The following is a 26936-nucleotide window of genomic DNA, read 5'->3' on the forward strand; positions in this document are numbered from 1 at the left end:
CATCAAATGGCTATCACATCGCCCCTATATCCGGCCTGACCGTCTGCGAGCCTTCATGGATCGGCGGATGGGTCACGATGTGTTTCAGATCGACAGCCGATGCCAGCAGTTTCTGCAGATCGGGACGCGGGCGACACACACGTGAGTCTGCCGAGGTGGCCTGCTCCAGTGCATGAGCGCAGGCCATCAACGCGGCATCGCCCCGGAAGCCGCCAATCAGTTGCAGGCCGAACGGCATGCCGTTGTGATCGGTGCCGCAGGGCAGCGACAGTGCCGGATTGGTGGTCAGGGTGATGGTGTAGCAGAGCGCCAGCCAGCGGTAGTAATTGTCCAGTTGCACGCCGTTGACCTCACGCAGGTACAGCTCGCTCCACGGGAACGGCGACACCGGCGTGGTCGGCGCAAGGATCAGGTCGTAATGCTCGAACTGTTTCTGAAAGCTGCGAAACAGACGACTCTGCTCGGCATGGGCCTTCACGCAATCCTGCAGCGACATCGCCGCGCCCATGTCGAAATTGGCGCGGGTGTTGGGGCCGAGTGCGTCGGGATCCTTGTCGTGGGCGTCCTGCAAACCGGCAACGAAGGCCTCGGCGCGCAGGACGTCAAAGGTGCGATGCGCAGTGCCGAGGTTCAGGTCGATGGGCTCGCAGGATTTGAACAGCGATTTCAGGGCACCGATCTTTTCCCGGAATACTGCGCGAATCTGCTCGTCCACCGCGCAGGTGCCGAAGTCTTCGCTGTAGCCGACGCGCAACTGGCTGAGGTCGATAGTGCGCGGCGCAAACTCGTTATCTGCCACTGCATAGCTCAGTGGGTCGGAGTGCGCCAGACCGGCGCTGGCGCGCAGCTGCAGCAACGTATCGGCGACGTTGCGTCCCATCGGCCCGACCACCGACAACGGTGTCCAGCCAAGTTTTTTGCGCTCGCTCGGCACCAGTCCGGGTGAAGGGCGCAAGCCGACGATGCCACACAGCGCAGCGGGGATGCGCAACGAGCCGCCCGTGTCCGAGCCGCTGCACAACGGCACCATGTCCACGGCCAGCGCTGCGGCGGAACCCCCGGACGAGCCGCCTGCGTTCAGCTCGGGATTGAACGGGTTGCCGGTTGCGCCCCACACCACGTTGCGGGTGTTGGCGCCTGCGCCCAACTCCGGGACGTTGGTCTTGCCGACCATGATCGCCCCGGCGCTGCGCAGACGCGCCACCAGCAGGTTGTCCTGACTGGGGATATTGTCGCGAAACAGTTGCGAGCCGTAGGTGGTGAGGACGCCTGCGGTTTCTTCCAGGTCCTTGATCCCGATCGGCAGACCATGCAGCAAACCCAGCGGCTTGCCTTGCATCACGGCCTGTTCGGCCTGAACCGCTTCCTCCCGCGCCCGCTCGAAACAGGTCGCGGCGAAGGCGTTGATCTTCGGGTTTAGGGTCTCAATGCGTTCGATGCTGGCGTTCAGCAGCTCGACGGGCGACAGCTGTCGATTGCCGATCAGCGTGCGGAGTTCGGTGGCAGATTTTTCCAGCAGGTCGGATGAAAAAGGCATGTGGTTTCCTCAAGTAATAGGGTCGGCCCAGAGATGACTGATCGTTCCCGCCTTCGCGCTCAAAGTGGGCGCGCAAGCCTTTGATGATCGTTCCCACGCTCTGCGTGGTAACGCCTCTCAGGACGCTCCGCGTCCGCTCTGGAGTGCGACGCAGAGCGTCGTGGGCTGCGTGGCCAAGCTTCAGCGTTATTCACGTCATGCGCTCGGCTCACTGAATCCGCAATCTGTGCGATCAATCCAAGGCTCGCACTGATCATTCCGCCAACCCCACGATGGTCGCTACCAGCGCCTGACCACGCGGCACGAGGGTGTCAAGCTCCAGGTATTCGCGGTCGGTGTGCACCTTGCCGCCCACCGGCCCCAGTCCGCACAGGGTGGGGATGCTCAGGCTTGCGGTGAAGCCCGAGTCGGCGCAGCCGCCGGTGAATTCGCCTTCCACGCTGAACCCCAGTTCCGCCGCGACGCTCTGGTAGCGCTGCAACAGGTCGGTGCTGTGCTGCGCTTCCATCGGCAGGAAGGTCGTGGCTTCCAGCAGCCTGGCCGAGGTGCCGGGCAGTTCCTCCGCGTCGACGATGGCCTGAATGGCCGTGAGTATGTCGCCCCACTGACGCAGTTCGATAAAGCGCACGTCGAGTCTGGCTGTGGCGGTCGGTGCCACGGTATTGCTGGAGGTTCCGCCCGACATCAACCCGACGTTGGTGGTGATACCCGCCGCGTAGTCGGTCAGCGCATGCAGCTTGATCACCTTGTGCGCCAGCGCCTCAATGGCGCTGGCACCGTCGGCATGGTTGACGCCGGAGTGCGCAGCCCGGCCGCTGACTTCGATGACCAGCGTCGCGCCGCCTTTGCGGGCGCTGACCACATTGCCGCTGGCCCGGCCCGGCTCGGGATTGAGCACGGCGCGTGCGGCTCTGGCGTGTCGTTCGATGTGCATGCGTGCACTGCCTGAGCCGATCTCTTCGTCGCCGGTATACAGAATCTGCACCGGAAACGGCAGCGGACCGGCGCGCTTGAGTGCTTTGAGCGCAAAACAGTTCAGCACCAGACCGCCTTTCATGTCGGCAACGCCAGGGCCATACGCCAGCTTCTCGTCCCGCGTGTAACCACGAGTCGTGGTGGTGCCCTTGGGGAATACCGTGTCGCGATGACCCAGCAACAGGACCGGCTTGCCCGGTCCACCGGGCAGTTCAGCCAGCAACACATCGCCAAAGCCCTCGACTGCAATGCGCTCTACGCCTATCCCGTCGGCCTGCAACTGCGCCGCAAGCAGGTCGCCGACGGCATCGACACCGGCCTTGTCGTAGCTGTTGGAGTCGATGTCGACCAGTTGTTGCAGTAATGCCTCCATGGCGTCGAATTGCCCGGACAGCCATTGTGTTGCGTTCAGTTGTGCCTGATTCATTGGCCTGTTTCCTGTGCCTGATGTTCACGGGCCAGACGAGCGCCGTCATTGCCCAGGTCCCAGAATAGACCGGCCATGATCTGCAGGCTTTCTTTCACCACCGGAGCCAGCAGATGTTCATCGGGTGCATGCTGTGAGCAGGCCGGGTAGGAATGGGGCACCCAGACCGTCGGCAAACCGAGCACCTCGGCAAACACGTCATTGGGCAGTGAACCGCCCAGATTGGGCAGCAGCGCAGGTTTCTTGCCGGTGGTTCTGCTCAGCGACTCCAGCGCCCAGCCGACCCACGGGCTGTTCGGTGACAGGCGCGTGGCGTGCATGACGTCCATGCGCGTCTGCTTCACCTCCACCTGAGTGAAACCGTGCGCATCCAGGTGCGCCCGCACGGCCGGAATGAACGTCGTGTAATCGCTGTCAACCACGAAGCGTATGTGGCACAGCGCATGGGCCTTGCCGGGAATGGCGTGGACCGGAGCATCAGGATTGCCGGTCTTGAAGGCCAGAATGTCCAGCGTGTTCCAGCCGAAGACTTTCTCGCTCAATGAAAGATCCGGCTCGCCCCAGTGAGGATCGATGACCGGATCGCCGGGCCCGCCGCCCACTTCTATATCGGCCAGTGCCGTACGCACCGCCTCGGGAATGGCGGTCGGCATCAGCCCCGCAACTTTGACTCGACCATGCTCGTCCACAAGGCTGGCAATGGCGTTGGCCAGAATGATGCCGGGGTTGGCCAACAGACCGCCCCAGTTGCCGGAATGATGCGCGCCGTCGCGCAAGTGCACGCTGAGCTCGAAGTTGAAGACGCCACGCGAGCCGAGAAACAGCGTCGGCCTTGCCGCCGCCAGACGTGGTCCGTCGGAGGCGATGAAAATGTCGGCGGCCAGGTCTTCTGCGTGCTGCTGGCAAAACAGGCTCAACCCCGGTGATCCGTCTTCTTCGCCCATTTCCAGCAGCAGCTTGACGTTGAAACCCAGCTTGCCGCCCCGCGCCTTGAGCGTCTGCTCAAGCGCCGTCAGGTTGATCAGGTGCTGGCCCTTGTTGTCCGCTGTGCCCCGGCCATACCAGCGCTCGCCGCGCTCGACTACCTGCCAGGGCGACAGGCCCGGCTGCCATTGCGCATCGTAGCCGCGCACCACATCGCCGTGCCCGTAACTGAGCAGGGTCGGCAGGGACGGATCTTCGATTCGCGTGGCAATCATCAGCGGGCCGCGCCCGGCCACCGGGTTGTCGTGAAGGCTGGCCGTGAAGCCCAGCCGCTCGACCTGCGGCGTGATGAAATCGGTGAGGTAGCGGTACAACTCGGACAGGCTTTCCGGTTCCTGACTCTGAGTCGGGTACGCGACGCTCTCGCCAAGCAGGGCGAAGAAAGCGCCGTTGTCGAACTGTTCGGTGACGTTGTCGATGGCGTGCGAACGGCTAGTCATGAGGGAATCAGCTCCAGGGTTTTCGGGGTGTCACGCAAATGGCAACGGACGGTTCCGCCTTCCAGCGTGTCGGTGGCGGGATACTGGTTCTTGCAGACCGTCATGCAGCTTGGGCAGCGTGGATGAAACGCACAGCCCGACGGCGGCGACATGGGGTTGGGGAAGGCGCCCTGCAGACCCAGTTCGGGAATGCCCAGATGCGGATCGGGTGTGAGCACCGAGTCCAGCAGCGCCTGGGTGTAGGGATGACCGGGCCGGGCAAACAGTGATTCGCGGGTGCGCTCCTCGACGATCTTGCCCAGGTACATCACAGCCACTCGGTCGGCCAGATGTTCAATCACGGCCAGGTTATGGCTGATCAGCAGGTAGGTCAGGCCGAACTCCTGCTTGAGGTCCTGCAACAGATTGAGAATCTGCGCCTGAACCGACACGTCCAGCGCCGAAGTAGGTTCGTCGCAGATCAGCACATCGGGTCGCATCACCAGTGCCCGCGCAATCGCCACACGCTGGCGCTGGCCGCCGGACAACTGGCTGGGGTAACTGTCGATCACCCGCTTGGGCAGGCCGACCACGTCCATCATGTCTTCGGTGCGCTTGCGGCGTTCTGCGTTGCTGCCGATGTCGTGCACGATCAGCGGCAGGGTGACGATCTCGCGCAGGGTTTTGCGTGGATTAAGTGAAGAGTAGGGGTCCTGAAAGATCGGCTGTATGCGCCGCGCCATCTCCTTGCGGTCGGTGCCCGCCAGATGCTTGCCATTGACCAGCACGTCGCCGCTGCTGGGTGCCAGCAGACCCAGCAGCATCTTGGCCAGGGTGCTTTTGCCGCAGCCGGACTCGCCGACCAGCCCCAGGGTTTCACCGCGCATCAGGCGCAGAGACACACCATCGACGGCTTTCAATGTGGCAGTCGGTTTGAAAAAGCCCCGGCTGATGGTGAACTCGCGTCGGATGTCACACAGCTCCAGGGCGATGTCTTTTTTTACGCTGGTTTTCAGTGCCTGGTTCATGACCGTGCGCCCTCGCGATGAAACACCGGTTCTGCGCCCGGTGCCGCAAACAGGCAGCGGGTCATGTGGTCGTGGCCGTTGATGGCCGGAACGTCGTCGGCGCAGGCTGGAATCGCCTGCGGGCAGCGGTTGCGAAACGCACAACCGTGCTGCTCGCCAACGAGGCTGGGCACCAGACCGGGAATCGAGCCCAGGGGTTGACCCGGTTGAGTGCGTCCCGGAATCGGAATGCTCGCCAGCAAGCCACGCGTGTAAGGATGCTGCGGGTTTTCGAACAGCTCGACGGCCGGCGCGGTCTCGACGATTTGCCCGGCGTACATCACCGCCACGCGGTCAGCGATGCGTGCCACCAGCCCCAGGTCGTGGGTGATGAAGATCACCGCCAGCCCCAGCTCTTTCTGGAGGTCGCGGATCAGCCGCAGGATCTGCGCCTGAATGGTCACGTCCAGCGCCGTGGTGGGTTCGTCGGCGATGATCACGTCCGGTTCGCACATCAGTGCCATGGCGATGATCACCCGCTGACGCAGACCGCCCGAAAGCTGATGCGGATACTGGCGCAAGCGCTCCCCGGCGTTGCTGATGCCGACCTTTTCCAGCATCTGCGCAGCCCGCAGCAGGGCGTCCTTGCGTGACACCTTGCGATGCCGGGTCAGCACTTCGCTGAGCTGATCGCCAATGCTGTAGGCGGGATTGAGCGAGGTCATGGGTTCCTGAAAGATCATCGCCAGGCGGTTGCCGCGCAGGTCGCACATCTGCCGCTCGCTCTGGCCCAGCATGTCGATGCCGTCCAGACTCAATCGGGTCGCGGTGCGCCGGGCCTTGCGAGGCAGCAGGTCCATGAGCGCCAGCGAGGTCAGGGATTTGCCGCAGCCCGACTCGCCGACGATACACAGCATCTCTCCTCGTTCGACCTGAAAGTCCAGACCGCGTACCGCGTGCAGCGTGTCCTGCCCCAAGGGGATGTCGACACGCAGGTTTTCAACATGCAACAGCGCCATGTCCGAATCTCCTCTGTCAGTTGCGCCCGTCGGGCAGGATCAGATCACGCAGGCCGTCGCCGACCAGATTGATGCCCAGTACCAGCACCATCAGTGCGATACCGGGAATGGCGATGACCCACGGGGAAAAGAACATGTACGGCTTGCCTTCGGCGATCATCAGGCCCCAGGACGGAATCGGCGGTTGCACGCCGACGCCGAGGAACGACAGCGCCGACTCCAGAAGGATGGCGTGGGCCATTTCCAGCGTGGCGACCACGATCAGCGCACCGACCAGATTGGGCAGGATTTCACTGGCCAGAATGCGCAGGGTCGAGCAGCCGAGGGCTTGCGCCGAGGCCACGTATTCAGCGTCTCGAATCTGCTGCACGGCAGCACGCACCACCACGGCGAAGCGGTCCCACAACAGGCAGCCGAGGAGGATGATCACCACCTTCAGCGAACCGCCGATCAACGAAGCGGAGGCCAGCGCGATCATTACCACCGGCATCGCCAGACGCGTGGTGATCAGGTAGCTGATGACGGCGTCCACCTTGCCGCCGAAGTAACCGGCGAGCAGGCCCATGATGGTGCCGATGACGCCGGAAATCAGCGCCGCCGAGAACCCGATGAACAACGAAATGCGTGCCCCGTACAGCAACCGCGACAAGTAATCGCGGCCCAGCTTGTCGGTGCCGAGTACGTAGTCCCAGGTGCCGTTGGCCATCCACACCGGCGGTTTCATGCGCAGCATCACGTCCTGGATGTAAGGATCGTACGGCGCGAGCCACGGTGCGAACAGCGCGCCTAGCACGATGATCAGCAGCAATACGGCACCGATGGCAAAGCCGCGATGGCCGAAGCTCAGGCGCAACGTGCGCAATACACTTCTGGCGGGCGGCTGGTAATCGTTGATCACCAGCGGCGAAGCGGTGGTTGTGCTCATGGAACCTCCTATTTCACGCGGATGCGCGGGTCGAGCAGTGCGTTGAGCACATCGGCCAGCAGGGTGAGGACGATGTAGATGACGGCAATCAACAGCACCACCGCCTGCACCACCGGGAAGTCGTCACGGGCAATTGCGTCCCAGGCCAGCTGGCCGATGCCTTGCAGCGAGAACACAGTTTCGATGACCACCGAGCCGCCGAGCATGAAACCGAATTCCACGGCGGCGAGCGCCACCACCGGGATCAGCGCGTTGCGCAGCGCATGCTTGAACAGCACTGTGCCGGGGCGCAGGCCCTTGGCGCGTGCGGTACGGATGTAATCGGAATTGAGCACGTCGAGCATTCCGGCACGGGTCAGACGCATGATGGCGGGCGTGGCGTAGTAGCCCAGCGCAATGGCTGGCATCACGAAGTGCGCCCAGGTTGAATTGCCCGACACGGGCAGCCATTTGAGCGTCACCGAGAACACCACGATCAGCATCAGTGCGAACCAGAAACTCGGCATCGCCTGACCCAGAACAGCGATGCTCAGCGCCAGCCGGTCGATCCAGGTGTCGCGTTTCACTGCCGCCAGAACGCCCAGCGGAATGGCGATCAACAGCGCGATGCTCAGTGCCATGGCGCCCAGCCCCAGGGTGATCGACAGGCGCGACGCGATCAGGTTGTAGACCGATTCCTGAAAGAAGAACGAATCACCCAGATCGAGCCGCAACACATCACTCAGCCACTCGAAATACTGGGTGACCAGCGGTTTGTTGAGGCCGTATTGCACGCGGATCTGTTCGATCTGCTCGCTGGTGGCTTCCGGACCGCCAATGGCGGTGGCCAGATCACCGGACAGGTGCAGCAGGGAAAAGCTGATCACCGAGACGGTAATCGCGACGCACAGGGCAATGCCCAGGCGGCGCAGCAGAAATCCAGACATGGCACGTGACCTTGTATCCATGGGATGACGGGGTGAGCCGCGCGGAGGGCGGTCACCCGTTCAGGGCATTACTTCCAGCTCGACAACACGAAGCGCGGCAACTCGTCCGGGTACGGCTTGAAGTTCAGGTCCGAGACGTAGGCGTAATTCATCGAGTAGTTGAACAGCGGCGCCCAGTAGGCCTGTTCGCTGATGCGCTGCAACGCCTTGCGGTAGTTGTCCTTGCGCACCTGCGGGTCCAGTGCATTGTCGGCGGTCTGCAGCCAGCCCTGGACTTGCGGGTCCTTGATGTTGTCGTCGGGATTGCCCTTGAACCAGGTGCCTGCCGAGGCCGACGTGTCGAGGATCGAGAACGACCCCCAGGCCTGGAACGACATCGGCACCTTGCCGCCGCGTTGCTGGTCACGCAGGGCGGCGTATTTCAGGTAGCGAAGCTTGGCGTTGATGCCGACGGCGCGCAGGTTGCCGATGATCGCCTCGACGTAGTCACGGTCGCGGTAGGCGAAGATCTCGGTCTCAAAACCATTCGGGTAACCCGCTTCGGCCAACAGCGCCTTGGCCTTGGCCGGGTCGTAGTTGTAGACCGTGGCTGCCGTGGTGTCGCAGCCGAACTGGCCCGGATAGCAGGCGACCTGCAGCGGTTTGCTTTCGCCGCCCACCAGTTGCGAGGCCAGACCTTCACGGTTGATGGCGTGGTTGATCGCCTGGCGCACCTTCAAGTGCTTCATGGGCGAGTCGGCCGTAGACGTGCCGCGGGCATCGAGAATCAGAAAGCCGATGCGCATTGTCGCGCCGCTGGTGACCACCAGATTGGGCATGACCTTGAGGTTTTCGGCCTGATCCGGCGCAACGCGCCAGGTCCAGTCGATGCCGCCGGTCATCAATTCGGCGAGTCGTGTTTCGGCGTCGGCGATTACCCGGAAGTTGATGTGGCTGATCTTTGGCTGGCCCTGCGGGCTGTCCTTGAAGTAGTCAGGGTTCTTGTCCATCTTCACGCCTTCGCCGGTCGCGATGGCGATGACCTTATAAGGGCCAGTGCCGATAGGCTTGCGACTGAAGCCTGCAAGCCCGACCTGCTCGAAGTACTTTTTCGGAAACATCGGCACCGCGTTGGACAGGTATTCCAGTGCGGGCGGGAAGGGCTTTTTCAGGTGCAGGCGGACGCTGTAGTCACCGAGTTTTTCGGCGCTCTTGATCCAGTCGACGTTCTGCACTGTGACCACTTTGGATTCGGGAGACACGACGTAGTTGAGGGTGAACACCACGTCGTCGGCGGTGAACGGATCGCCGTTGTGGAACTTCACGCCTTCGCGCAGCTGAAAATCGATGGTGGTGTCATCGACCTGCTTCCAGCTGGTTGCGAGCATCGGTTCGTATTGACCGTTGTCGGGGTTGCGATAGACCAGGTTGTCCCAGATCAGGCGACCGAGGATCACGCCTTCGCGCAAGTCGTTGTGGTAGGGGCTGATGTTTTCCGGCTCGCTGTCGGAGGCGTAAACCAGTGTGTCGTCGGCCTTGCCGGCGAAGGCGGAAAAGCTGCTGAACAGGCCCAACAGCGCAATGCTGCGAGCGAAACCCTTGATGCCCATGCCGTTGTCTCCCTAAGGCAAAGTGATTGGATCAAAGGGCAGTGGGATCGCAAATGCGAGAAGAGGGGTATGTCTTGAGCGGCCATGATTTTCTTTTGGTCTAGCCGACGGCCTCGACACGACTCTAGGCAAAGCGTATCAATGCCACAAGTACAATATTTCGAACCTTTCATTGCCAAAAAGGCAACACAGGAGTCGTCATGCAGCTCTACGGCGTTCAATCCACGGCCCTGCGCTATTTTCTGGAAGTGGCGCGGTGCGGTTCGATCAGCGAAGCTTCAACCCGGCTCAATGTCGCGTCCTCGGCGGTCAGCCGACAGATCAGCAAGCTGGAACGCGAGTTGGACGCCGTGCTGTTCGAGCGTCAGGCGCGAGGTATGGTGCTCAGCGAGGCCGGGACTCGGCTGGCTGCCTACGCGCGCAAATCGCAGCTGGAAGCCGAGCAGGTGGTGCTGGAAATTACCGAGCTGCAGGGGTTGCAGCGGGGGCATGTGCGGCTGGCCTGTTCCGAAGGGTTTGCGCTGGACTTTCTACCGCAATGCATCGCCCGTTTCCGGCAAATCTATGAAGGCATCCACTTTTCCATGGAAGTCTGCGCACCCGCCCAGGCTACCGAACGGGTGCGTTCGGGCGACGCGGACCTGTGCCTGACGTTCAGCCTCACGCCGCAGAATGAAATCAAGGTCGAGCACGTGCACAGCGGCGCGATCTGTGCGGTGGTCAGCCCCAACCATCCACTGGCGTCACGCAAGGAAGTGGCGCTGGCCGAGTTGCAGCCCTACGCCATTGCCCTGACCAACACCGATACCACGCTGCGACAACTGTTCGACATCTGCTGCGGCGTGCAGGGCCTGATGTTCGATCCGGTGCTGACCAGCAACTACATCGGTGCGCTGCTGCGCTTTGTGAGTGAGGAGGGCGGCATCAGTCTGTCCAGCGAGATGACCCTGGACAAGCGCGTGCAGGAAAAACAACTCGTTTCCCTGCCGATCAGCGATGAAGGCATGAAGGCGCGGCGCATCGAACTGCAAAGCATGGCAGGGCGCAACCTGCCTGCGGCCGTGTCGGCATTCCGGGACTTTCTGATCGAGGAATTGACGAAGACCTGAAACCTGTAGCCGGATTTTCCGGCGAGTGCGTCCGTTATGGTCAGGGCGGGCTGCGTGTTCGGTTGATGCTGTTGGTATTGATGATGTTATAGTGTAACGAATTTGTGTGGGGGTGATAAACGCCCCAAGACATCAGGCATCGCGTTCCAAGCGAGGCCAGCCAACGAGACGACCGACTCACATGAACAACTCTCTCCCTGATGTTGCCCTGACGGAAGCGTCTTCGGCCCTGATCGCTCTCGACTGGGTCGGCATGCAAGCCATCGAAGTGCCGATACGTTTGAGCGAAGAGGGTGTCAGCCATTCGGTGCATGCCTTTGTGGACCTGCATGTTGATCTGGCCGACCCGAGTGTCAAAGGCATTCACATGTCGCGGCTGTATCGCCTGCTCGACCGCTTTGCCGAAGAGCGTGAGCTCAACGTCGCGTCCTTGGCGGACCTGCTTGAAGCGATGGTGGAAAGCCACGCCAGTTGCCGTTCGACCCGCTCGCGCATCAGGCTGAATTTCAACCTGCTGTGTCGCCGCCCTGCGCTGGTCACCGAAGGGCTCAGCGGCTGGAAATCCTATCCGGTCACGCTCGAAGGCATCTGGGAAGCGGGGCGCCTGTCTCTGGATCTGTCGGTGGGCATTACCTATTCGTCTACCTGCCCGTGCTCGGCGGCGCTGTCGCGACAGTTGCTGGAAAGCGCGTTCATCGCTCATTTCGACCGCCAGACCTTTGTCGACACCATGCAGGTCGCGAACTGGTTGCGCGCCAACGGCTCGCTGGCCACGCCGCACAGCCAGCGCAGCGTGGCGACGGTTCAGGTACGTATTCCGGAGCACGCTACCGAGCTTGGTTTGATGGCACTGATCGACACCACCGAGCGTGCTCTCGGGACGCCGGTCCAGACCGCCGTCAAGCGCGCCGACGAGCAGGCATTCGCCCGGCTCAACGGCCAGAACCTGATGTACGTCGAAGACGCTGCCCGCAAGATCCAGCAGGCACTGGAAGGCCTGTACGCCGCTTCCAGCGTCAGCGTGCGCCATTTCGAAAGCCTTCACCCACATGATGCTGCTGCACAAACGTCCAACTACCTGACCTGAGGCTTGCCACCGTGATCCGTAAAAACCCGTCCGGCCATTTGCCGGTGATTGCCGAATCCGCCTACATCGACAAGACCGCAATCATCTGCGGCAAGGTCATCATCAAGGACAATGTGTTCGTCGGCCCCTATGCAGTGATCCGCGCCGATGAAGTCGATGCCACAGGCGACATGGAACCCATCGTGATCGGCGCCAACTCCAACATTCAGGACGGCGTGGTGATCCATTCCAAATCCGGCGCGGCAGTGACCATCGGCGAGTTCACTTCGATTGCCCACCGCTCCATCGTGCACGGGCCGTGTCAGGTCGGTGACCGGGTGTTCATCGGCTTCAACAGCGTGCTCTTCAACTGTCAGGTCGGCAATGGCAGCGTGGTGCGCCACAACTCGGTGGTTGACGGCCGCGACCTGCCGGAAAACTTTTACGTGCCGTCCACCACCCGGATCGGGCCTAATACCGACCTTTCGCAATACCCGCCAGTGAGCATCTCGGCTTCGGAGTTTTCCGAAGACGTGGCGCACACCAATATCGATCTGGTGCGCGGCTACAAGGCGTTGCAGAACGAGTTTTAAACAGGGTCGAAGGGCTTCCCGTTCTGGATCGGGGAGCCTGCAACAGCCAGGAAAATCGACACCGCCCACCCACCCACGGACCTTGACCCTTCATGACGACAGCTGTTCATCCCTCACGTGCGCCGGCTTCCCGGCTGCGTTCCATCGATGCTCTTCGCGGGCTGATCATTCTTTTCATGCTGCTGGACCACGTGCGGGAAACCTTCTTTCTGCACCGTCAGGTGCTAGACCCGATGGAGGTGGCAAGCACCGAGCCCGAGCTGTTTTTCAGCCGCCTGCTGGCGCACCTGTGTGCACCGTTGTTTGTCCTGCTGACCGGGCTTTCGGCTTACCTGTATGGCGAGAAATACAGCGGCCGGGCGGACGTTTCGGCATTCCTGCTCAAACGCGGCCTGTTCCTGATCGCCCTCGAGTTCACGCTGGTGAGCTTTGCCTGGACCTTCCAGTTCCCGCCGACCGTGATCTACCTGCAGGTAATCTGGGCCATCGGCCTTAGCATGGTGGCGCTGTCGGCGATGGTCTACCTGCCCCGCTGGGCGCTGGTGGTGATTGGCGTGGTGATCATTGCCGGTCATAACCTGCTGGATTCGCTGCACTTCGGCGTCGACTCGGCGATGCACATTCCCTGGGCCATCCTGCATGACCGTGGCTGGATCGACGTCTCGGACAACCTGCGTTTGCGTACCTCTTACCCGTTGCTGCCGTGGATCGGCATCATTGCTCTGGGCTACGCCGCAGGGCCGTGGTTCTCTGCGGGGTACGACGCGGCGTCACGCCGCACCAAACTGTGGATGTGCGGTCTGGGTGCGCTGCAGGCCTTCCTGGTGCTGCGCCTGATCAACGGCTACGGTGAAAAACCGTGGAGCGTGGGCGAGACTGGAATACAGACCGTGATGAGCTTTTTGAATATCACCAAGTACCCGCCGTCGTTGCTGTTCATCAGCCTGACGCTGGGCATCGGCATGCTGATTCTGATCGCCTTCGAGCACTGTCAGGAAAAGGGCTGGCTGCGACCGCTGGTGGTGCTGGGTTCGGCACCGATGTTCTTCTACCTGCTGCACCTGTACGTGCTGAAGATCCTGTACCTGATTGCACTGGCGATCTGGGGCAAGAATCAGGGCAACTACTTCGGCTTCGACCACATGTGGGGCGTCTGGCTGACGTCCATTGTGCTGGCAGTGGTGCTGTTCCCCGCCGTGCGCTGGTTCGCATCACTCAAGGCGCGGCGTCGGGATATCACCTGGTTGAAGTATTTGTAAATCAGTGCGGTCATGACACGGATCTAAATGTGAGAGGCGGCTTGCCGGCGATGACGTCAGGCCAGTCACTGAAAAGTCGACTGAAAACACGCATCGCTGGCAAGCCGTCTCTTATCGAACAACCTGTAACCCGCTGAAGAAACCGGATTTTGTGGGAGCGGACTTGTCCGCGAATGCTGTAGTTCAGCCGATGAATAGTCGTCGGATGTACAGGCCTTTTCGCGGACAAGTCCGCTTGTATGGTAGGACTTGAAGGGAGGAGGAGGGACTCAGTTCGCTTCTGACTGTTTGCGCAGTACAGACCTGTGGGAGATTTCACCCCTCCTCCTTTCACCCAAGCGCCGATAAAGAATGCTTATGGCTCGCGACCTACGATAGAAACAAGCCTGCGCCTCTGGGTGGTCCCTTCAAGTTCTCAAACCTTATCCCGGAGATTGCGCCATGGCAATGCTGGTTGCCCAGACTAAACCTGTCGTCGGAGTAGACGTCGCCAAAAATGAGCTGGTGATCTATCAGGACCAGTCCGACCGACTTGAAGCGATTCCCAACACCAAGGCGTCTATCAGCAAGTGGTTGCGTACCTTGGCTGGAACGGTGTCAATCGCTGTCGAAGCCACCAATACCTACCACGTACTGTTCGCCGACATGGCTTATGAGGCCGGCTGCACCATCTATATGATCGATGGTTACCAACTGAGCCATTACCGAAAAGGCGTCAATGTACGCGCCAAGACGGATGCGCTGGACGCTCGTTTGCTTGCCCGATATTTGAAGAAAGAGGCTGACGAGCTGCACCCTTGGGTACCGCCGTGCCCGCTTTATCGTCAGTTGCTGAGCCTGTTTCGTCGTCGTGCGGCGTTGGTCCAGGCGCGTACCGGACTGGTTCAGAGCTGGTCCAATGAGCCCCTGTTGAAAACAGCGTTCGCGGCGCAGATCAATTCGATGAAGCGCCTTGAAGCGCTGGTCGAGAAGAAGATCAAGGATGTCCTGCAGCGAGCCGAGTTGATGGGACAGGTCAGTCGTTGCATGAAAGTAGAAGGTATCGGCTTTCTGACGGCGGCCCGGCTGGTCACTACTTTTCAGCGAGGCGAATTCAGCAACGCCAACGCCTTCATCGCCTTTTTAGGCCTGGACCTCAGGGTGTCCAAATCCGGACAAAGTGACGGGCCGCGCCGCCTGACCAAGCGTGGCGATCCGGAAGCCCGTCGGCTGCTTCATAACGCGGCCATGTCTGGCAGCCGTACAGCCGCGTGGAAGCCGTTTTATGAAGAGCAGAGAAAGCGTGGCTTCAGCACCACTCAAGCCTTGGTCATGCTGGCAAGGAAGATGGCTCGAGTCGTATTCGCCCTGTTAAAAACCCAGAGCGAATATCAATCAAAGGCGGCTTGAGGGGTTTCCCAAAACCATAGAATCTCCCACGAGGTTTGCTGCGCGACAGCGCTGTCGCAAAGAGGCCTCTCACAACCCTGTGTTCGCTGCGCATCAGCGCAGCGTGTCAGGCATCAATCGTGGTGCGCTTCACCCACGAAAGTCAGCGAGGTGAACAGGCCACGCTCGGCGATATCGGCGTTGTCCTTCACCGGCAGCGTCACTTCGGCTGCGATGATGTTCAAGCCTTCATTACGCACCACCACAGTGGCCAGGCCCTGAGCATCGGTCTCGGCGCTGACCACGTCCGGCGCGCTGCGGTAATCGCCGATCAGCTTGATACCCGCAGCGGGTTTGCCATCGAGCAGAACCTTGACCGGCAGCGGCTTGCCAACGCCAACCTTCAACGGATCAGCCTGGGGCACGATGACGAAGTTCAGCTTTTCGAACGTCGGCAGCTTCGCACCTTCTTCGTAGATGGCCACGCTGTACTTGAAGGTGTGGATCGAGTCGGTGCCGTTGGGCACCTTGCTGCGTCCCTCGTTGATCCATTTCTTCTCGGCGTTGCGGGTCCACATGCCGTTGTCCAGCGCGACCGACATCACGGCCGGCGGCTTGAGCGGCACCAGGCGCGCGTGATCGTCCAGACGTTGCACGGTCACCGGAATCATCCGGCCCTGAAGGTCATACGCCCAGGCGCCGCTGACTTTCTGCGCCTTGAACGCGTTGTCCTCGGCGCCGTGGCCGTAGACCACTTCGATGTTGCCGCGACGCTGTTCGGTCCACAATCCATGGGCACTGACCTGAGCGGCGAATAGTGCGCTGAGCAGGCTCAGGGCCACGAGCGGTTTCGATGAAAGCATGATGCATCCTTGTTGTTTGGGTGATCAGAGATTCAGCGTGAGGCTGACCGTGAAGTTACGCGGCTCGCCTGGTGCGACCCAGTAATTGCTGAAGGAGCGCTCATAATATTTCTCGTCGAAAATATTGTTGAGGTTCAACCCCACGGTCACGTTATCGCTGGCCTTGTAGTGGGCGAGCAAATCGACGGTCTGGTACGCAGGCAGCTCGAAGCGGGTGCCTGACTCGCCGGAACGGTCGCCGACATAGGTGTAGGCGGCGCCGACGTCCGAACCACGCAGCACGCCTTCCTGGAATTCGTAGACGCCCAGCAGACTGCCGCTGTGCTTTGCCACGCCGAGGATTCGGCTGCCGGTCGGGATCGTGCGGTCACCCTTGGTGACTTCGGCGTCGATGTAAGCGAAGGCACCGATCACGCGAACCGCTTCGGTTACTTGCCCGGTGAACTGCAGGTCGAAACCCTGGCTGCGCGCTTTACCCACGGCGCGGTTGGTGTCAGTGGACGGGTCGAGGGCCAGCACGTTTTCCTTCTCGATGTGAAACGCAGACAGCGTGGTGCTCAGACGATCATCGAACAGTTCACTCTTGATACCCGCTTCGTAACCAATGCCTTCTTCCGGATCGAAGGTGTTGCCTGACGCGTCGAGCCCGTTATTGGGTTTGAACGAGGTCGAGACGTTGGTGAACAGGCCGACCTGTGGCGTGAGCTGATACAGAAGCCCCGCACGCTGAGTGAACGCGTCGTGCCGCTGGCCGGACGTCCGGTTGGTGGTGTAGTCGTCAATCTGCTGATCGAAATGTTCGAAGCGCGCACCGATCATCCCGCGCAGCTTGTCGGTGAACACAATCTGATCCTGCAGATTCAACGCACGGCTTTCGACATGTTCGAAGAAGTCAGTGCCTGAGCGGGCACCGTTGGGTTTGGGCTGGCCGTAGACCGGGTTGTAAAGGTCGATGGCATAGCTGGTGCCCGCCACCGGCGCGATGTTGGTGACGCGCTCGTTCTTGCGGTAGTTCTCGTATTCGGTGCCGATCAGCACTTCGTGCTCAAGGCCCATGCCCTCGAAACGGCCGCGCAGTTCAAGCTGGGTAATGCTGTCATGCCAATTGTTGTCGCGCTCACGATAGCGGCGGTTGACGGTGCGGCCGTCGGCGCTCAGAGGACGCGATTCGCTGGCGTAACCCGACATCTCGCCCTGTTTGTAATGACTGGCCAGGCGCAACGACCAGGTGTCATTGAGCTGATGATCCAGCGCGAACTGGACCATGTTGTTGTCGTTATCGATGTCGTCGTCGGGTTCGCCGAGAAAGGTCGAGCGCGACACGCCGCTCCATTTGTTGTTGGGCGCGACGACGCCGCGGTCGAAGGTCGATGTATGACGGACGAACTCGGTTTCCACCAACAGGTGAGTGTCAGGATTCAATTGCCAGCTGAAGGAGGGCGCAACGAACACCCGTTTGCTTTCGACATGATCGCGAAAGCTGTTGTTGTCTTCGACTGCCAGATTGACCCGCGACAGCAGGTTGCCTTCCTCGTCCAGCGGCGTGTTGACGTCCAGCGCCGTGCGATAGCGGTCCCAACTGCCAGCGCTGGTCTGCAGGGTGGTGAAGGCTTCACGCTGTGGCTTCTTGGTGACGATGTTGACGGTACCGCCTGGATCACCACGGCCATACAGGCTGGCGGCGGGACCCTTGAGGACCTCGATACGCTCGATGTTCGCCGCGTCGGGCGTGGCGGGGTAGCCACGGTTGGCGCTGAAACCGTCCTTGTAGAACTCGGAGGTGGTGAAGCCGCGAATGCTGTACTCGTAGAGCGTCAGACCACCGAAATTGTTCTGCTTCGACACGCCGCCAGCGAAGTCCAGCGCCCGATCGACGCTGTTGCTGCCCAGATCCTTCAGCACCGACGCAGGCACCACACTGATCGACTGCGGGATGTCCTTGATCGCGGTATCGGTCTTGGTTGCGGTGGCGGAGCGGGTTGCGCGATAGCCCTGTACCGGGCTGGTTGCCGTTTCGTATTGATAGTCGGAGGTGACGTTGACGCTTTCCAGCTCGATGGTTTTTTGTTGTTCTTCCGCAAAACCGGGATTGCCGAGCATCCCGATGGCCAAGCCTGCCAGAGACGCAATTCTACGAGACGACATGTGAGACTTCCTGATAGTTATAGATACAATATAACATCTCTTATGAGAATTGTTTCTATATGGATTTGCTCAGGAACGAACAGGCCTCTCGGCGTCGGGCGCGGATAAATCCTGTGGGGCATCGAGGCACTGGAACCGGTCGAAGACCGCGACGTCGACGCCCTGCAGCAGGTCGATGATCTGTTCGTCGAGAAGAAAATCTTTCCTCATGCCGTCAAGGTTGCAGAGCGGGTGGACCGGCAGGCATTCGAGAAGAGTCGGGATATCACCTTGCGATGATGCCAGCCGCCTGTTGTTGGTGTAGTGTGCGCACCCAAAACAAGGGGCGCTTAGATGCAAGACCTGCTGAACGAAATCCTCGATGAAGTGAGACCCTTGATCGGTCAGGGCAAAGTGGCCGATTACATTCCGGCATTGGGTGGCGTCAGGCCCGATCAACTGGGCATCGCGGTGTACGGCAACGACGGCCAGATGTTCAGCGCAGGCGATGCCGAAACGCGGTTTTCGATCCAGAGCATTTCCAAGGTGTTCAGTCTGGTGCAGGCCATCGGGCACTCGGGCGAGGATATCTGGCAGCGTCTCGGTCACGAGCCTTCCGGCCAGCCGTTCAATTCGCTGGTGCAGCTGGAGTTCGAACGGGGCAGGCCACGCAACCCGTTCATCAATGCCGGTGCGCTGGTGATCTGCGACATCAACCAGGCCCGCTTCGCGGCGCCCTCGTTGTCGATGCGTGACTTTGTCCGGCGCCTGTGCGGCAACCCGTCGATCACCTCCGATTCCAAAGTCGCAGAATCCGAATACCAGCATCGGTCGCGCAATGCGGCAGCGGCGTACCTGATGAAGTCGTTCGACAACTTTCATGGCGATGTTGAAGATGTACTGCGCAGCTATTTCCATCATTGCGCCCTGAGCATGAGCTGCATCGACCTGGCCCGCGCCTTCGGTTTTCTCGCCAATCAGGGTTTCTGCATTCACAGCGGCGAGCAGATACTGAGCGCCCGACAGGCCACGCAACTGAACTCGATCATGGCCACCAGCGGTCTTTACGACGAGGCGGGCAACTTTGCCTACCGGGTCGGGCTGCCCGGCAAGAGCGGCGTCGGTGGCGGCATCGTCGCCGTTGTGCCAGAGCGGTTCTCGGTCTGTGTGTGGTCCCCGGAATTGAACGCAGCGGGCAATTCGCTTGTCGGTATGGCTGCGCTGGAAAAGCTCAGTGCGAGGATCGACTGGTCAGTGTTCTGACGCAGGACACTGAGTCCGGACTCAGAAGAGCACATGTAGCGGGGTCAAGGATTGAATCAAGGTCTGTTCAAATCGCTCACGATGAGCGTCGCATTGATGCTGCTGGCCGCGTGCGGCACGCAGCGACCACAGGAACCCGAACTGAGCCCTGATCAGGCGCGGGCGCGAATCCTGCGCCTGATGCCGACCACGGTCAGCGACCGTCAGGCGTGGGCCACGGACATCCAGGCGGCCTTCACAGCGCAGAAAATCCCCCTGACCACCGAGAATGTCTGTTCGGTACTGGCCGTGACCGAGCAGGAGTCAACCTATCAGGTCGACCCTGCCGTTCCTGACATGGGACGCATTGCACGCGCCGAAATAGATCGGCGTGCGGCGCGTCTGCATATTCCGAATGCCTTGATCGCCACCGCGCTGCGCGTTCGCTCACCCGATGGCAAGACCTACGGCAAGCGTCTTGATGCGGCCCGCACCGAGAAAGAGCTGAGCGCGATTTTCGATGACTTCATCGGCATGGTGCCGCTGGGGCAGGCGCTGTTCGGCAACTTCAATCCGGTCAAGACCGGCGGCCCGATGCAGGTCAGCATTGCCTTCGCAGAGAAGCGTTCCGAGGATTATCCCTACACGGTCGATGGCACCATCCGACGTGAGGTGTTTACCCGGCGCGGCGGCATGTACTTCGGCATCGCGCACTTGCTGGGCTACCCCGTGAGCTATGACAAAACCCTGTACCGATTCGCCGATTTCAACGCCGGTTGGTACGCGAGCCGCAACGCCGCGTTTCAGGCTGCGGTGAGTCAGGCGACGGGCATCGATCTGGCGTTCGACGGTGACCTGATTCGTTTCGACTCCACATCGCCGGGTTCGACAGAGCTGGCAGTGCGCACGCTGGGTGACCGGCTGGGCATGAACAAATCGCAGATCTGGAGCCAGCTCAAGCAGGGCGACACCTTCGAATTCGAAGAAACCGATCTGTACCGCAAGGTGTTTGCGATGGCCGACAGAGCGGCCGGCAAGCCATTACCCCGAGCGATTCTGCCTGGCATCACCCTGAAGAGCCCCAAGATCACCCGCAAATTGACCACCGCCTGGTTCGCCGAGCGCGTGGATGACCGGCGTGAGCGCTGCGTACAGCGTGCTCCGGCGGGGATGTAACAAAGCCAAATGCATACCTGTGGGAGGCGGCTTGCCGGCGATTGCGTCAGACCAGCCACCGGCGGATCAACTGAGAAAAAGCATCGCCGGCAAGCCGCCTCCCACAGCCAGATGTCTACTGTGAAAACCGATTCAACCGCCTGCCAGCTTCACCGTCATCGCATCCGGCTCACCGTCAAAGAACGTATCCAGCACTTCCTGAAACACCGGCCGGTCAGGCGCTGCGAGTTTGAACAGGGTCATGCTCGAATGCAGCTTCAGGTCGTCAGGCGAACTGAATATTTGTCGCGCCGTACGTTCTACCTGTGGGGCGATGAGGTGGGCACACTGTTCAAGGCGTGGGCCGAGTACAGGATGTTGCAGATAGGCCCGTGCTTCATCGAGGCTGCTGATGGCATAGCGCTGGGCCATATCGCTACGACCCAGGCCACGGATCTGCGGAAACACAAACCACATCCAGTGGCTGCGTTTCTTCCCGGCTTCAAGCTCCGCCAGCACCTGTGCAAATACCGGTTGCTGAGCCTCCACAAAGCGTTGCAGGTTGTAAGCATCGTTCACGATGAGCCTCCTGTTTTTGAGCGAGCCTGCGTTTGCGGCCGTATGATGGCCGACCTTCAGGGGTTGGTCCGGTATCAAGAGTTCTATTGCGTATGCCCGTTTTCAAGCGTTTTTCGTCGTTCATGCAGCAGGCCTTTCGGGCAATGCAACTGGTCTGGACCACCTCCAGATGGCTGTCGCTGGGCCTGATTCTTGCCACGCTGGTGGCCGGCCTGTTGCCCGCGCTGGCCGCCTGGCTGGGCCAACGCATTGTGGATGCCGTGGTCAGCGCCATGCAATTGCATGCCAGCACCGGCGAAGCGCCGCTCTGGCCAGTGTTGCGCTACGTGCTGTTCGAGGCGGGCGTGCTGGCATTGCTGGCCGCTGCGCAGCGCGGCTTGTCGGTGCAGCAGGCGCTGTTGCGGGTACTGCTGGGGCAGAAGGTCAACACCCTGATTCTGGAAAAGGCCCAGACCCTGTCTTTGATGCAGTTCGAGGACTCGGAGTTCTACGACAAGCTGGTGCGCGTGCGGCGAGAGGCCTCGACAAGACCGCTGGCGCTGGTCACCAAATCGCTGGGCCTGCTGCAGAACCTGATCTCGCTGATCAGCTTTGCCGTGCTGCTGGTGCATTTCTCACCTTGGGCGCTGGTAATTCTGGTGCTCGGCGCATTGCCGGTGTTCTTTGCCGAGGCGCATTTTTCCGGTGATGCATTCCGTCTGTTCACCCGCCGCGCTCCGGAAACACGCCGCCAGAACTACATCGAAACGCTGCTTTCTCACGAGGGCTACATCAAGGAGGTCAAGCTTTTCGGGTTCGCGCCGCTGCTGCTCAAGCGCTATCGCGAGACCTTCGAGCGACTGTACGCCGAAGACCGTCGCCTGACCGTACGCCGCGACGGCTGGGGTTTCTTACTCGGTTTGCTGGGCACTGCCGCGTTTTATCTGGCCTACGCCTGGGTGGTGGTCGATGCGGTGCACGGCCGTATCACGCTCGGCCAGATGACCATGTACCTGGTGCTGTTCAAACAGGGGCAGGCCGCCGTCAGCAGCAGCCTCAGCGCGATCAGTGGGCTTTATGAGGACGGACTGTACCTGGCCGATCTTTATGTCTACCTCGCCCAGCCGGTCGTCGTGCCAGCCGGAAGTCTGACGTACGGCGCCTTGCCGAGTGATGGCCTGCGTTTCGAAGACGTGAGCTTCACCTATCCCGGCACCAGCCGTCCTGCACTGGAGCATATCGACCTGCATCTGGCGCCGGGCCGCAGCGTGGCGCTGGTCGGCGAAAACGGTTCCGGCAAGACCACGCTGATCAAGCTGCTGACCCGTCTCTACAAGCCCGATCACGGGCGCATTCTGCTCGACGGCAGCGACCTTCAGGAGTGGGATGAAGTAGCGCTGCGTACCCGTATCGGGGTGATCTTTCAGGACTTCATTCGCTACCAGTTTCTGGTCGGCGAAAACCTCGGCGTCGGTGACACTGAAGCGTTTCACGACGAAACCCGCTGGCGCGAAGCCGCAGCTCAAGGCATGGCTGCGCAGTTCATCGAACAGCTCGACAAGGGTTACGAAACGCAATTGGGCCGCTGGTTCGCGGGCGGCCAGGAACTGTCCGGTGGCCAATGGCAGAAGATTGCGCTGTCACGTGCGTACATGCGCCGCGACGCCGACATTCTGATTCTCGACGAGCCGACGGCCGCGCTGGATGCCGGGGCGGAAGCGGCAGTATTCGATCATTTCCGCGAGTACGCCAAGGGGCGCATGACCCTGCTGATTTCCCACCGTTTCTCCAGCGTACGCAACGCCGAACACATTGTGGTGCTGGAACACGGCAAGGTCCTGGAACGCGGCAGCCATGACAGCCTGATCGAGGCACAAGGCCGCTACGCCGCGCTTTTCGACCTGCAGGCTCAGGGCTATCGCTAAATGAAGACTGTCATGAAAAGCGACAAAAGTCCTTGCAGTGCATCATCGACAGGCGTTTTATAGGGCTCGTTTTTATGGCACCCCTGTGTGCTTTTTTTCTGAAACCGGATGGAGTCATCAATGCAATTTCGTTCATTGGGCAAGACTGACCTGTCGGTCAGCGCCATCACTTTGGGCACCATGACCTGGGGCGAGCAGAACACGCAGGAAGAGGCATTCGAACAGATTCGCATGGCCAAAGAGGCTGGCGTCAACTTCCTCGACACCGCCGAGATGTACCCGGTGCCGCCGCGTGGCGAAACCTACACCAAGACCGAAAGCATCATCGGCGAGTACTTCAAGAAGTACGGCGACCGCAGCGACTGGGTGCTGGCCAGCAAGGTTGCCGGGCCGGGCCGCATGGACCATATCCGCGATGGCAACCCGCGTCTGGACCGCCACAACATCACCGCCGCGCTGGATGCCAGCCTCAAGCGTCTGAACACTGATTATCTGGACCTGTACCAGTTGCACTGGCCGGACCGCAAGACCAACTTCTTCGGTGTTCTGGGCTACACCCACGACCCGGACGATCAGTCGGTCGAGATCGAGGAAACCCTGTCGGTGCTGGGCGATCTGGTCAAGGCGGGCAAGATTCGTCATTTCGGCCTGTCCAACGAAACGCCATGGGGCACCCAGCGTTTTCTGCATCTGGCTGAAAAACTGGACCTGCCACGCGCCGTGTCGATTCAGAACCCTTACAACCTGCTGAATCGCACCTTTGAAGTGGGCCTTGCGGAAATCGCCATTCGTGAGCAGATCGGCCTGCTGGCATATTCGCCGCTGGCGTTCGGTGTTCTGGCTGGCAAATACCTGGACGGCGCACGTCCGGCAGACGGTCGTCTGACCCTGTTCGAACGCTTCCAGCGCTACAACAATCCACAGGCCGTCAGCGCGACGGCCAAGTACGTGGCATTGGCCCGCGAGCACGGCCTGGACCCGTCGCAGATGGCACTGGCCTACGTGACCAGTCGACCTTTCGTGACCAGCAATATCATCGGCGCCACCAAGCTGGATCAACTGGCTGTCAATCTGGCGAGCATTGATGTCACGCTGTCCGACGACGTGATTGCCGGGATCGAAGCCATCCACGTTTCCCAGCCTAATCCGGCTCCGTAAGCGAAACGCCACTGAACTAACTTTCAGCCTCGCCAGTCAGCATCTAACGCATGCCCTAGCAGACTTCGAGGCTGAAATTCGATGCATATCTCTCTCAAGCAACAAGTCGCACTCGTCACCGGTGCCAGTTCCGGTCTGGGCGCTGCGGCTGCACGCGCTCTGGCAGATGCCGGGGCGGCGGTCGTGATCAATTACCACTCCAAGGCTGAACCTGCTGAAAAGCTCGCGGAAGAAATTCGTGCGGCGGGCGGGCAGGCAATCGCCGTGGGTGCCGACGTTTCCAAGGAAGATGAGGTCGAGCGGCTGTTTGCCCAGACCATCGAGCAGTTCGGTGCGCTGGACATCCTGTTCGCCAACTCGGGTCTGCAAAAGGACGCCGCGTTCGTCGACATGAGCCTTGAGGACTGGAACACGGTCATCAACGTCAACCTTACCGGCCAGTTTCTCTGTGCCCGCGCTGCCGTGCGTCAGTTCATCAGCCAGGGCATGCGCAAGGATGTGTCACGGGCAATGGGCAAGATCATTCACATGAGTTCGGTGCACCAGCTGATTCCCTGGGCGGGGCACGTCAACTACGCGGCCTCCAAGGGCGGCGTCGATCTATTGATGCGCAGCATTGCTCAGGAAGTAGGCGAGCAGAAGATTCGCGTCAACAGCATTGCGCCTGGCGCCATCCGCACCCCGATCAATGCCGACGCGCGGCAGGGCGATGCAGAAAAGAAAATGCTCGAACTGATTCCCTATGGCCGCATCGGCGAGCCGGAAGACGTGGCCAATGCTGTTGTCTGGCTGGCGTCCGACGCTTCGGATTACGTGCATGGCACGACGCTGTTTATCGACGGCGGCATGACCCTTTATCCGGAGTTCCGCGGCAATGGCTGACTTTCCAGAAGAGGCGCAGAACGCGATCGAGAACCACGGCATCATTGGCGACATGCGCAGTGCTGCGCTGATCGCCGACACCGGGAGCATCGATTTCTGCTGCTGGCCGGATTTCGACAGTCCCTCGATCTTTACCGCATTGCTGGACACCAACGACGCGGGCATCTTTCAGCTGGCGCCAGACCTGCCCGATGCGCGGCGCCTGCAGATTTATCTGCCGGACACCAACGTGCTGCAGACCCGCTGGATTTCAGAAGAAGCGGTCGTGGAAGTGACTGATCTGATGCCTATCGGCGAGGATCAGGACGACCTGCCGCGCATCGTGCGGCGCGTTCAGGTGCGCTTCGGCAAGGCTACGATCCGCATGCGCTGCAAGGTGCGCATGGATTACAGTCGCGCCGAGACCATCGCGCATCAGGACGGCAATGACGTCTGCTTTCAGGCCGAGGGCCAGCCCGGCATGCGTCTGTCTGCGGCAACGCCTTTGCATGTGGAACACGACGCAGCGGTCGCCGAGTTCCAGATGGAAAAGGGCCAGACCATCGAATTCATTCTCGGCGGTGTCGACGATCCGCACGTGGCGGCGGGCAAGTGTTCACGCTATTTCGACGACACCCTGGCGTTCTGGCGTCGCTGGGCGGGACAGTCCGAGTACAAGGGCCGCTGGCGCGAGATGGTCATGCGCTCGGCGCTGGCACTCAAGCTGCTGACGTCGCGCAAGCATGGCGGCATCATCGCCGCGGCGACCTTCGGCCTGCCGGAAACCCCCAGCGGCGAGCGTAACTGGGACTACCGCTACACCTGGATCCGTGATGCATCCTTCACCGTGTACGCCTTCATGCGGCTGGGCTATACCGACGAAGCCAACGCTTTCATGGGCTGGATGCGCGGTCGGCTGGATGACAGCTGCGAGAACACGCAGAAGATGGGCATTCTCTATGCCCTGGACGGTCACGATAAGCTGCCTGAGGAACACCTCGACCACCTGACCGGCTACGGCGGCGCGTTACCCGTGCGCATCGGCAACGAAGCCTACGAACAGACGCAGCTTGATATCTATGGCGAACTGATGGACGCCGTTTATCTGGCCAACAAGTACGGCGACGCCATTTCCCATGATGGCTGGAAGCACGTGGTGCGTCAGGTGGACTACGTCTGCGAGCACTGGAGTGACCGGGACGTGGGCATCTGGGAAATGCGCGGCGGCGATCAGCACTTTCTGCATTCGCGGCTGATGTGCTGGGTGGCGCTGGACCGGGCGTTGCGCCTGGCGTTCAAGCGTTCGCTGTCCGGGCCTTTCGAGCGCTGGACCAAGGTGCGCGAGCAGATTCACGACGACATCTGGGAAAATTTCTGGAACGACGAACTGGGGCATTTCGTGCAGCACAAGGGCAGCCGCAATCTGGATGCCTCGATGCTGTTGATGCCGCTGGTGCGTTTTGTCGGTGCCAGCGATCCCAAATGGCTGGCGACCCTGGATGCCATCGAGCGCACGCTGGTGCGTGACGGCATGGTGTTCCGCTATCGCAACGACGACGATCATGACGACGGCCTGGCAGGCGAAGAGGGCGCGTTTGTCGCCTGTTCGTTCTGGTACGTCGAATGCCTGGCCCGCGCCGGGCGAGTCGGTCAGGCGCACCTGGAGTTCGAGCAACTGCTGCGCTACGCCAACCCGCTGGGTCTGTACGCCGAAGAGTTCGACCCGCATGCCCGTCATCTCGGTAATACCCCGCAGGCGCTGAGTCATCTGGCGCTGATCAGTGCGGCCAGTTTCCTCGACCGCAAGCTCGGCGGTGGTCAGGCGCTCTGGCAGCCCTGATTCACTT

The 26936-nt window shown here is 60.9% G+C and carries 22 protein-coding genes and 1 pseudogene; 12 read left to right on the forward strand and 11 right to left on the reverse strand.

Annotation, left to right across the window (positions count from 1 at the left end):
• Positions 1-13 precede the first annotated feature (13 nt).
• The 8 genes from AC0IXS_RS25935 to AC0IXS_RS25970 all read right to left on the reverse strand — a co-directional run bounded on the left by AC0IXS_RS25935 (position 14) and on the right by AC0IXS_RS25970 (position 9808).
• A complete protein-coding gene (locus tag AC0IXS_RS25935) occupies positions 14-1537 on the reverse strand; it encodes an amidase (RefSeq protein WP_191957436.1) in 1524 nt (507 codons plus the stop codon).
• Positions 1538-1790: 253 nt separating this feature from the next.
• The gene (locus tag AC0IXS_RS25940; protein ID WP_320471126.1) at positions 1791-2939 is read right to left on the reverse strand and encodes a M20 family metallopeptidase; all 1149 of its coding nucleotides are present in this window, start codon (positions 2937-2939) and stop codon (positions 1791-1793) included.
• Positions 2936-4363, reverse strand: coding sequence for a M20 family metallopeptidase (locus AC0IXS_RS25945; RefSeq protein WP_057408070.1), 1428 nt, complete (start codon positions 4361-4363; stop codon positions 2936-2938). Before AC0IXS_RS25945 ends, AC0IXS_RS25940 begins: the two co-directional genes overlap by 4 nt.
• Positions 4360-5370, reverse strand: a complete 1011-nt coding sequence (locus AC0IXS_RS25950; RefSeq protein ID WP_057408071.1) for an ABC transporter ATP-binding protein — start codon at positions 5368-5370, stop codon at positions 4360-4362. The genes AC0IXS_RS25945 and AC0IXS_RS25950 overlap by 4 nt, the downstream gene beginning before the upstream one ends.
• Positions 5367-6368 (reverse strand): ABC transporter ATP-binding protein, encoded by a 1002-nt coding sequence (locus AC0IXS_RS25955; RefSeq protein ID WP_122410324.1) that lies wholly within the window; start codon positions 6366-6368, stop codon positions 5367-5369. Before AC0IXS_RS25955 ends, AC0IXS_RS25950 begins: the two co-directional genes overlap by 4 nt.
• A 16-nt stretch (positions 6369-6384) precedes the next feature.
• Complete coding sequence (locus AC0IXS_RS25960) at positions 6385-7293, reverse strand: ABC transporter permease (protein WP_057408073.1); 909 nt, start codon at positions 7291-7293, stop codon at positions 6385-6387.
• 8 nt (positions 7294-7301) lie between these two features.
• Positions 7302-8219, reverse strand: coding sequence for an ABC transporter permease (locus AC0IXS_RS25965; RefSeq protein WP_004885229.1), 918 nt, complete (start codon positions 8217-8219; stop codon positions 7302-7304).
• Between the two features lie 68 nt (positions 8220-8287).
• Complete coding sequence (locus AC0IXS_RS25970) at positions 8288-9808, reverse strand: ABC transporter substrate-binding protein (protein WP_057408074.1); 1521 nt, start codon at positions 9806-9808, stop codon at positions 8288-8290.
• Positions 9809-10008: 200 nt separating this feature from the next.
• Between AC0IXS_RS25970 and AC0IXS_RS25975 the strand changes: the two genes are divergently transcribed.
• From AC0IXS_RS25975 to AC0IXS_RS25995, 5 genes are all read left to right on the forward strand, one after another.
• Positions 10009-10917 carry a LysR substrate-binding domain-containing protein gene (locus AC0IXS_RS25975; RefSeq protein WP_057408075.1) on the forward strand — a complete coding sequence of 303 codons (909 nt, stop codon included), beginning with the start codon at positions 10009-10011 and terminating at the stop codon, positions 10915-10917.
• A gap of 181 nt (positions 10918-11098) precedes the next feature.
• Positions 11099-12004 carry a GTP cyclohydrolase FolE2 gene (gene folE2 / locus AC0IXS_RS25980; RefSeq protein ID WP_057408076.1) on the forward strand — a complete coding sequence of 302 codons (906 nt, stop codon included), beginning with the start codon at positions 11099-11101 and terminating at the stop codon, positions 12002-12004.
• 11 nt (positions 12005-12015) lie between these two features.
• Positions 12016-12576: a gamma carbonic anhydrase family protein gene (locus AC0IXS_RS25985; RefSeq protein ID WP_004885233.1), complete on the forward strand. Its 561-nt coding sequence runs from the start codon at positions 12016-12018 to the stop codon at positions 12574-12576.
• 92 nt (positions 12577-12668) lie between these two features.
• The gene (locus AC0IXS_RS25990) at positions 12669-13835 is read left to right on the forward strand and encodes an acetyltransferase domain-containing protein (RefSeq protein WP_122668185.1); all 1167 of its coding nucleotides are present in this window, start codon (positions 12669-12671) and stop codon (positions 13833-13835) included.
• A gap of 441 nt (positions 13836-14276) precedes the next feature.
• A complete protein-coding gene (locus tag AC0IXS_RS25995; RefSeq protein WP_057409210.1) occupies positions 14277-15224 on the forward strand; it encodes an IS110 family transposase in 948 nt (315 codons plus the stop codon).
• 113 nt (positions 15225-15337) lie between these two features.
• Here the strand turns inward: AC0IXS_RS25995 and AC0IXS_RS26000 are convergent, their stop codons facing one another.
• Positions 15338-16066 (reverse strand): DUF4198 domain-containing protein, encoded by a 729-nt coding sequence (locus AC0IXS_RS26000; RefSeq protein ID WP_122668186.1) that lies wholly within the window; start codon positions 16064-16066, stop codon positions 15338-15340.
• A gap of 24 nt (positions 16067-16090) precedes the next feature.
• The gene (locus tag AC0IXS_RS26005; protein WP_057408080.1) at positions 16091-18211 is read right to left on the reverse strand and encodes a TonB-dependent siderophore receptor; all 2121 of its coding nucleotides are present in this window, start codon (positions 18209-18211) and stop codon (positions 16091-16093) included.
• A gap of 114 nt (positions 18212-18325) precedes the next feature.
• On the opposite strand from AC0IXS_RS26005, the pseudogene AC0IXS_RS26010 reads away from it, so the two are divergent.
• The 3 genes and pseudogenes from AC0IXS_RS26010 to AC0IXS_RS26020 all read left to right on the forward strand — a co-directional run.
• A pseudogene (locus AC0IXS_RS26010) lies at positions 18326-18490 on the forward strand (ABC transporter substrate-binding protein); the annotation flags it as partial.
• 54 nt (positions 18491-18544) lie between these two features.
• The gene (gene glsB / locus AC0IXS_RS26015; RefSeq protein ID WP_004885243.1) at positions 18545-19453 is read left to right on the forward strand and encodes a glutaminase B; all 909 of its coding nucleotides are present in this window, start codon (positions 18545-18547) and stop codon (positions 19451-19453) included.
• A gap of 81 nt (positions 19454-19534) precedes the next feature.
• On the forward strand, positions 19535-20608 hold the full coding sequence (locus tag AC0IXS_RS26020; RefSeq protein ID WP_122668188.1) for a DUF1615 domain-containing protein: 1074 nt from the start codon (positions 19535-19537) through the stop codon (positions 20606-20608).
• Between the two features lie 132 nt (positions 20609-20740).
• Here AC0IXS_RS26020 and AC0IXS_RS26025 read toward each other — a convergent pair whose 3' ends face one another.
• Positions 20741-21166, reverse strand: coding sequence for a DUF1810 family protein (locus AC0IXS_RS26025; protein ID WP_191957440.1), 426 nt, complete (start codon positions 21164-21166; stop codon positions 20741-20743).
• A 92-nt stretch (positions 21167-21258) separates the two neighbouring features.
• On the opposite strand from AC0IXS_RS26025, the gene AC0IXS_RS26030 reads away from it, so the two are divergent.
• The 4 genes from AC0IXS_RS26030 to AC0IXS_RS26045 all read left to right on the forward strand — a co-directional run bounded on the left by AC0IXS_RS26030 (position 21259) and on the right by AC0IXS_RS26045 (position 26929).
• Entirely contained in the window at positions 21259-23070 is a 1812-nt protein-coding gene (locus AC0IXS_RS26030; RefSeq protein WP_471826056.1) for an ABC transporter ATP-binding protein, read from the forward strand.
• Between the two features lie 120 nt (positions 23071-23190).
• Positions 23191-24228 carry an NADP(H)-dependent aldo-keto reductase gene (locus AC0IXS_RS26035; protein ID WP_122668191.1) on the forward strand — a complete coding sequence of 346 codons (1038 nt, stop codon included), beginning with the start codon at positions 23191-23193 and terminating at the stop codon, positions 24226-24228.
• An 81-nt stretch (positions 24229-24309) separates the two neighbouring features.
• The gene (locus AC0IXS_RS26040) at positions 24310-25110 is read left to right on the forward strand and encodes a glucose 1-dehydrogenase (protein ID WP_122410809.1); all 801 of its coding nucleotides are present in this window, start codon (positions 24310-24312) and stop codon (positions 25108-25110) included.
• Positions 25103-26929 carry a glycoside hydrolase family 15 protein gene (locus tag AC0IXS_RS26045; RefSeq protein ID WP_471826058.1) on the forward strand — a complete coding sequence of 609 codons (1827 nt, stop codon included), beginning with the start codon at positions 25103-25105 and terminating at the stop codon, positions 26927-26929. Before AC0IXS_RS26040 ends, AC0IXS_RS26045 begins: the two co-directional genes overlap by 8 nt.
• Positions 26930-26936: the final 7 nt, after the last annotated feature.

It is taken from the genome of Pseudomonas sp. AC016, assembly GCF_979253365.1.